We start from the raw sequence: 6672 nt of genomic DNA, 5'->3' as shown, positions 1-6672 counted from the left end.
GACGGCTGGAACGGGATCGGCACCGACTTGCGAGGGGTGAACCGGAAGGTCGAGCCCTTGCTGACCTTGGTGGTCGCCACCTCCATCGCCTCGTCGGCGGTGGCGTCCGTCTCGGCCAGCGTCGCGGTCCAGTCGGTGTCGGTGCCCTCGACCGTCACGATCAGCCGGGGATTCACCGCGGTGGCGACCGCCTGCAGCGGCGCCACCGACTGCGGTGAGCACAGCCCGATCCAGGCGCCGTCGGTGTGGGCCGGCGAGCGGTGCACGATCAGCGTGTTCCCCGCCGTCTCGGCCCGCACGTAGCCGCTCGGGTTGATCAGCGGGTGCAGCTCGAGCACGCGGTGAGCCCCGTCGACGTCGGCCGGCAAATCCAGGGCACACCGAATCCGGTCGGCGGCCAGCCCGGCCAGCCCGGTCAGCTGTCGGGTACACACGTCGCGGACCAGCGCGGCGTCGTCGCCGGCATGCGTGCGGACCGCCAGCGCAAAGGACAGGTAGAGCAGGTGCATCTGCAGGCAGACCTCGTCGGCGATGCGCACCAGCGCCGAGTGGCTGAACGCGGTGAAGTCGACGTCCGACAGCAGCGGCCCGGAGTAATCCGCCTGGCCCTCGTCGGCCGGACCGATGTCGTCGAGCGTCCAGGTGGCGGCCCGGGTCGCCCGGACCACCGCCAGCGCCGGGATCTCCTGCACCGGCGGGTGGGCCGGGTCGATGCGCACGCTCCAGCAGCAGTGCGGCTTACGGTCGGCCGGGATGCGCGGCGGACGGTGGATCGGCCGGCACTGGGCGTGCACGTTGGTCGCCACCGCGGTGGCGTCGAAGGTCGGGTCCTCGATGGTGTGGCACATACCGAAGACGTAGGACTCCCCCAGCGGCTCCACGTCGAGCAGTGCACCGCAGCTGGCGGTCTGGAACTCGCCGTGCCAGCGGTCATAGAGGGTGAATCGGAAGTCCATGAACTGCGGCGGTGAGCCGATGTCGAACTGCATGCCCTTGAAGATCGTCGGCACGTCGTCGCCGACGAAGCCCAGCGCCCGCTGCATGCGCCGGGTGTAGATCGGGCTGGCCCCCGACCACTCCTCGATCGCGATCTGCAGCATGGCCTCGCGTCCGAATTCCTTGATGCACCACGCCATGCCGGCGCGGTCGATCAGGTGGCCGATCAACAGCAGCTCGGGCACCAGGACGGCGAGTTCGGCGCGGGACAGGGCCGCGTACCGGCTGGTCGGTTCGGTCATGCAATCGAACATAAAGTCATCTATGTTATAAAGTCAACAATGTCAGATTCGCCAGGCCACGCTGCCCCCGCTCGACGCACCAGCGCCCCACGCAAGCGCGGTGACGACACCCGCGCGGCGATCATCGCCGAGACGGTGCGCTGCGTCCTGGACGAAGGCTTCGGTGCGGCGACCGCCAAGCACGTCGCCGAACGGGCCGGTGTGACCTGGGGCGTCATCCAGTACCATTTCGGTGACCGCAGCGGGCTGTTGATGGCGGTGGTCGACGCCGGGGTGGACGAATTGCTGGACAGCCTCTCGGCGGTCGACGTCGCCGACCTGGCGCCGCCGGAGCGGGTGGCCAGGGTGATCGACGCCGCCTGGCGCTGCTACTCCAGCCCCACCTCGCTGGCCGCGTTCGAGATCCTGCGGGCCAGCCGCGGCGCGCTGGGCACGCGGTCGCGAAGCCACCTGCTGGAGATGAACACCGCGATCGGCCGGCTCGGCCGGCTGATCTCCGACGATCCGGCCGATGACGGCGTCGCCGAGGTGATCTGGGCGGCGCTGCGCGGCATGGTCCTGGCCCAGATGAGCATCGGCCTGCCGGTCGACTGGCAGGCCGAGCGGGCGGTGCTGATCGACATGGCCTGCCACTACCTGCGGCGCGACCGGCGCTAGCGGCGCTGCGGCCGCTCAGAAATCACCCGACCGGTGCCGCAGCGTCTCGATCGCGGCCGACAGCGCCCGCGACTCGCGCGCCGACATGCCGATGTCGGCGAAGACCTCGTCGTTGAGGGTGGCGGTGGCCTGCTCCACCGTCGAGCGGCCCGACTCGGTGAGCGCCACCAGGGTGGTGCGGCCGTCGGTGGGATGCGGGCGGCGCTCCACCAGCCCGGCGGCCTCCAGCCGCCGGATCGCGTGCGTGACGCTGGTGACGTGCACCTGCAGCAGGTCGGAAGCGCGACCGATCGGCAGCGCGCCGGTGCGGCTGAACGCCAGCAGCCGCAGCAGCTCGAACCGGGAGAAGCTCAGCTGGTAGCGGCGCAGCGCCGCCTCGACCCGGGCCAGCAGAATCTGGTGGGCGCGCATCACCGAGGTGACCGCCACCATCCCGTCGGCGACCGCACCCCAGCCGGCCCGCTCCCAGTTGGCCCGAGCCACCGCGATCGGGTCGGGGCTCACCGGGGTCGGGCCGCCGTCAGAATCCGCGGTCCGTCCTCGGTGACCGCCACCGTGTGCTCCCAGTGTGCGGACCGGGAGCCGTCGGTGGTGACCACCGTCCACCGGTCGTCCAGGACGTCGGTGTCGGTGGTGCCCAGGGTCAGCATCGGCTCGATGGCCAGCACCGACCCGGCCGCGAGCAACGGCCCCCAGTCGGCCGGCCCCTCGTTGGGCAGGAACGGGTCCATGTGCATCTGGCGGCCGATGCCGTGCCCGCCGTAGCCGGCGACGATGCCGAACCGCCGGCCGTGGCGGGCCTCGGCCGCGCGGACACCCGATTCGATGGCGTGCGACACGTCACCGAGCCGGTTGCCGGGCAGCATCGCCGCGATCCCGGCCTCCATCGCCTGCCGGGTCGCCGCCGACAAGAGTTCATCGCTCGTCGTCAGCTTCCCCACCCCGAAGGTGATCGCCGAATCGCCGTGCCAGCCGTCCAGAATCGCGCCGCAGTCGATCGAGACCAGATCGCCGACGGCCAGCACGTCGTCGGCCGAGGGGATGCCGTGCACCACCTTCTCGTTCACCGACGAGCAGATCGACGCCGGGAAGCCGTGGTAACCGAGGAACGACGGGACCGCGCCCGCCTCGCGGATCACCGATTCGGCGATCTCGTCCAGCTGCAGCGTGGTGAGCCCGGCGACGGCGGCCTGCCGCACCGCGGAAAGCGCGGCCGCCACCACCGCGCCGGCGGCGGCCATGGCGTCGAGCTCGGCCGGGCTGCGTTGCGGCACCACCTTGCGGCTGCGTCGCATCGGCAGGCCGATCACCTACTGCCCCACCGCCTGTATCAGGCGGGCGAATACCTCGTCGACCGTGCCGAGCGCGTCCACCACGTGCAGATCGTGCTCGTGCTGGTAGTAGTCCAGCAGCGGCGCGGTCTCCTCGCGGTACACGCTCATCCGGTTGTGGATCACCTCGGCGGTGTCGTCGGCCCGGCCGCGTTCGCTGAGCCGCTTGAGCAGCTCCTGCTCGCTGACCCGCAGCTCGAGCACCGCGTCCAGGTGGGTGTTGCGGGTGTCCAGCATGTCGTGCAGCGCCTGGGCCTGTTCCACCGAGCGCGGGTAGCCGTCCAGGATGAAGCCCTTGCCGGCGTCGGCCTGATCGATCCGGTCGGCGACCAGCGCGTTGGTCAGCTCGGCCGGTACCAGGTCGCCGGCGTCGAGGAACTGCTTGGCCTGGCGGCCCAGCTCGGTGCCGGCGGAGATGTTGCTGCGGAACAGGTCGCCGGTAGAGATCGGCGGGACGCCCAGCTTCTCGGCCAGCTTGACGGCCTGGGTGCCCTTTCCGGCACCGGGCGGTCCGAGCAATACCACTCTCACTTGAGGAATCCCTCGTAATTGCGCTGCATGAGCTGACTTTCGATCTGTTTGACGGTATCCAGCGCGACGCCGATCATGATCAGCACCGCGGTCCCGCCGAACGGCAGGTTCTGCACCGTTCCGGTATTGCCGATGTGCAGGAACAGGTTCGGCAGCACCGAGATCAGGCCCAGGTAGATCGAGCCGGGCAGGGTGATCCGGTTCAGCACCAGGCGCAGGTAGTCGGCGGTCGGGCGGCCCGGCCGGATACCCGGGATGAAGCCGCCGAACTTCTTCATCTCGTCGGCCCGCTCGTCGGGGTTGAAGGTGATCGAGACGTAGAAGTAGGTGAAGAAGATGATCAGCCCGAAGTAGGCGGCGATGTAGACCAGGTTGGACGGGTCGGACAGGTAGGTGCTGACCACCTTGTCCCACCAGCTGGTGCCCGGGCTGCTGCTGCCGCTGCGGATCAGCGTGGTGATCAGCTGCGGGATGTAGATCAGCGACGACGCGAAGATGACCGGGATCACACCGGCCTGGTTGACCTTGAGCGGCAGATACGTCGAGGTGCCGCCGTACATCCGCCGGCCGACCATCCGTTTGGCGTACTGCACCGGGATCCGGCGCTGGCCCTGCTCGACGAAGACCACACCGACGATGATCAGCAGGGTGGCCAGGCAGACCGCGGTGAAGATCATGCCGCCACGGCTGTCCAGGATGGACTTGCCCTCGATCGGGAGCCGGGCGGCGATGCCGACGAAGATCAGCAGTGACATGCCGTTGCCGATGCCGCGTTCGGTGATCAGCTCGCCCATCCACATCACCAGGATGGCGCCCGCGGTCATCACCAGCACGATGACGATCAGGGTGAAGATGCTCGAGTCGGCGATGATGTCGTGCCGCAGCGTGCAGTCTTTCAGCAGTCCGCCGTTGGCGGCCAGCGCCACAATGCTGGTCGCCTGCAGCACCGCCAGCGCGACCGTGAGGTAGCGGGTGTACTGCGTCATCTTGTTCTGGCCGGACTGGCCTTCCTTGCGCAGCTCCTCGAAGCGCGGGATGACCACGGTGAGCAGCTGCACGATGATGCTCGCGGTGATGTACGGCATCACCCCGATGGCGAAGACCGTCAACTGCAGCAGCGCGCCACCGGAGAACAGGTTGATCAGCGAGTAGACCTGTGCCGAGTCGCCGCCGCTGACCTGCTTGATGCATTGCTGCACATTCTGGTAGTCGACACCCGGTGACGGGATGGAGGCGCCCAGGCGATACAGCACGATCATGCCGATGGTGAACAGAATCTTTCGCCTCAGGTCGACCGTTCGCAGTGACGAGATGAAAGCCGAGAACACTCTTCTCCTCCTGCGCAGCCGAGTGCTGGTCACGGCGTGCCGATGGGCTGGTTTGGCCAGCGTCTTCAGTCCGGTGGTTCGCGTCGACCCGCAGGCCAGAATCGGCGGCCCCTCGCGTCTAAGACGTGTCCAGCAGTCTATGAGACTAACAGCTACCCGCGTGGGTCCGGGGTGCCGCTGGGCGTAGCACGACCCAACAAGTTATACTGGCTAATTATCAGAGGGTCACCGGCCCGGACCGACGGAGGAGTTCACCATGGCACGCACCGACAACGACACCTGGGATCTGGCCTCCAGCGTGGGCGCGACGGCCACCGCGGTGGCCGCGGCACGCGCGATAGCCAGCCGAGACGACGGGCCGGACGGGCCGCTGATCCATGACCCGTTCGCCGAGCCGCTGGTCCGCGCGGTCGGCGTGGACATCTTCACCCGGTTGGCCAGCGGTGAGCTCGATCCGGCCGCCTTCGACGGCGACGGGCCGAGCGGGATGACCCGGATGGCCGACAACATGGCGGTGCGGACCGATTTCTTCGACCACTTCTTCCTGGACGCGGCCGACGCCGGCGTTCGACAGGCGGTGATCCTGGCGTCCGGGCTGGACGCCCGCGCCTACCGACTGGCCTGGCCCGCCGGCACCGTCGTCTACGAAATCGACCAGCCGCAGGTGATCGAGTTCAAGACCCGCACGCTGGCCGGGCTCGGTTTCGACCCGACCGCCGAACGGCGTCCCGTCGCCGTCGACCTGCGCGACGACTGGCCCGCGACGCTGCGGGCCGCCGGCTTCGACCCGGCCGCGGCAACGGCGTGGAGCGCCGAGGGACTGCTCGGCTATCTGCCGCCGGATGCCCAGGACCGGCTGCTCGACGACATCACCGCCCTGTCGGCGCCGGGCAGCCGGGTCGCCGTGGAGAACGTGCCGAACCTGCCACCCGCCGACCAGGAGAAGATGCGCGCCGAGATGCAGCGCACCGCCGACCGGCTGCGCGAGCACGGCTTCGAGCTGGACATGTCCGACCTGATCTACTTCGGCGACCGCAACGAGGCGATCGGCTACCTCACCGGCCACGGCTGGCAGGTCAGCAGCCGCACCGTCAACGAGCTACTCACCAGCCACGGGCTGACACCGGTCGACGACGAGACCGGCTTCGCCCGGATGCAGTACGCCGTCGGCATCCGCAACGGCCGGGCGTAGCACCGTGGCGCGCACCGAAAACGACAGCTGGGACCTGGCGTCCAGCGTGGGCGCCACCGCCACCATGGTGGCCGCGGCGCGAGCCCTGGCCACCGCCGAGCCGGGCGCCATCATCGACGATCCGTACGCGGCGCCGCTGGTGCGCGCGGTCGGCATCGACTTCTTCACCCGGCTGGTGGACGGGCGGGTCGCCCCGGCCGACCTGCCCGACGAGCGGGCGGGCCAGGTGCGCCAGATGGTGGCCTCGCTGGCGGTGCGCACCCGGTTCTTCGACGACTTCTTCGCCGACTCGACCGGCGCCGGGGTACGGCAGGCGGTCATCCTGGCCGCCGGACTGGACTCGCGGCCGTACCGGCTGCCCTGGCCGGCCGGCAGCACCGTCTACGAGGTGGACC

8 protein-coding genes are annotated in these 6672 nt (G+C 69.5%); 3 read left to right on the top strand and 5 right to left on the bottom strand.

Annotated features, from left to right (window positions below):
• A partial coding sequence (locus AC2VNT_RS12555) for a hypothetical protein (protein ID WP_486947171.1) occupies nucleotides 1-1238 on the bottom strand: 1238 nt, incomplete at its 3' end.
• 39 nt (nucleotides 1239-1277) lie between these two features.
• Between AC2VNT_RS12555 and AC2VNT_RS12550 the strand changes: the two genes are divergently transcribed.
• A complete protein-coding gene (locus AC2VNT_RS12550; protein WP_486947170.1) occupies nucleotides 1278-1895 on the top strand; it encodes a TetR/AcrR family transcriptional regulator in 618 nt (205 codons plus the stop codon).
• 15 nt (nucleotides 1896-1910) lie between these two features.
• Here AC2VNT_RS12550 and AC2VNT_RS12545 read toward each other — a convergent pair whose 3' ends face one another.
• Genes AC2VNT_RS12545 through secY form a run of 4 tightly spaced genes read right to left on the bottom strand, consistent with a single transcriptional unit; the run spans nucleotide 1911 to nucleotide 5085 of the window.
• Entirely contained in the window at nucleotides 1911-2399 is a 489-nt protein-coding gene (locus AC2VNT_RS12545) for a MarR family winged helix-turn-helix transcriptional regulator (protein WP_486947169.1), read from the bottom strand.
• Nucleotides 2396-3190, bottom strand: a complete 795-nt coding sequence (gene map, locus AC2VNT_RS12540; RefSeq protein ID WP_486947168.1) for a type I methionyl aminopeptidase — start codon at nucleotides 3188-3190, stop codon at nucleotides 2396-2398. The genes AC2VNT_RS12545 and map overlap by 4 nt, the downstream gene beginning before the upstream one ends.
• 15 nt (nucleotides 3191-3205) lie before the next feature.
• Nucleotides 3206-3757 (bottom strand): adenylate kinase, encoded by a 552-nt coding sequence (locus tag AC2VNT_RS12535; RefSeq protein WP_486947167.1) that lies wholly within the window; start codon nucleotides 3755-3757, stop codon nucleotides 3206-3208.
• The gene (secY, locus tag AC2VNT_RS12530) at nucleotides 3754-5085 is read right to left on the bottom strand and encodes a preprotein translocase subunit SecY (RefSeq protein ID WP_486947172.1); all 1332 of its coding nucleotides are present in this window, start codon (nucleotides 5083-5085) and stop codon (nucleotides 3754-3756) included. The genes AC2VNT_RS12535 and secY overlap by 4 nt, the downstream gene beginning before the upstream one ends.
• A gap of 256 nt (nucleotides 5086-5341) precedes the next feature.
• On the opposite strand from secY, the gene AC2VNT_RS12525 reads away from it, so the two are divergent.
• Both AC2VNT_RS12525 and AC2VNT_RS12520 read left to right on the top strand, forming a co-directional pair.
• Complete coding sequence (locus AC2VNT_RS12525) at nucleotides 5342-6277, top strand: class I SAM-dependent methyltransferase (RefSeq protein WP_486947166.1); 936 nt, start codon at nucleotides 5342-5344, stop codon at nucleotides 6275-6277.
• A 4-nt stretch (nucleotides 6278-6281) separates the two neighbouring features.
• Nucleotides 6282-6672, top strand: a 391-nt coding sequence (locus AC2VNT_RS12520; RefSeq protein WP_486947165.1) for a class I SAM-dependent methyltransferase, incomplete at its 3' end; no start/stop codon positions are given.

The sequence above is a fragment of the Mycobacterium sp. TH-M15 genome, from assembly GCF_057473705.1.
Note: the sequence above shows the minus strand (reverse complement) of the source record. Positions and strands in the feature narration are given on the sequence as shown.

What these genes read in the sequence shown, in the direction of transcription:
- AC2VNT_RS12550 (WP_486947170.1), top strand. Translation starts at nt 1,278, where the DNA reads ATGTCAGATTCGCCAGGCCACGCTGCCCCCGCTCGACGCACCAGCGCC.
- map (WP_486947168.1), bottom strand. Translation starts at nt 3,190, where the DNA reads ATGCGACGCAGCCGCAAGGTGGTGCCGCAACGCAGCCCGGCCGAGCTC.
- AC2VNT_RS12525 (WP_486947166.1), top strand. Translation starts at nt 5,342, where the DNA reads ATGGCACGCACCGACAACGACACCTGGGATCTGGCCTCCAGCGTGGGC.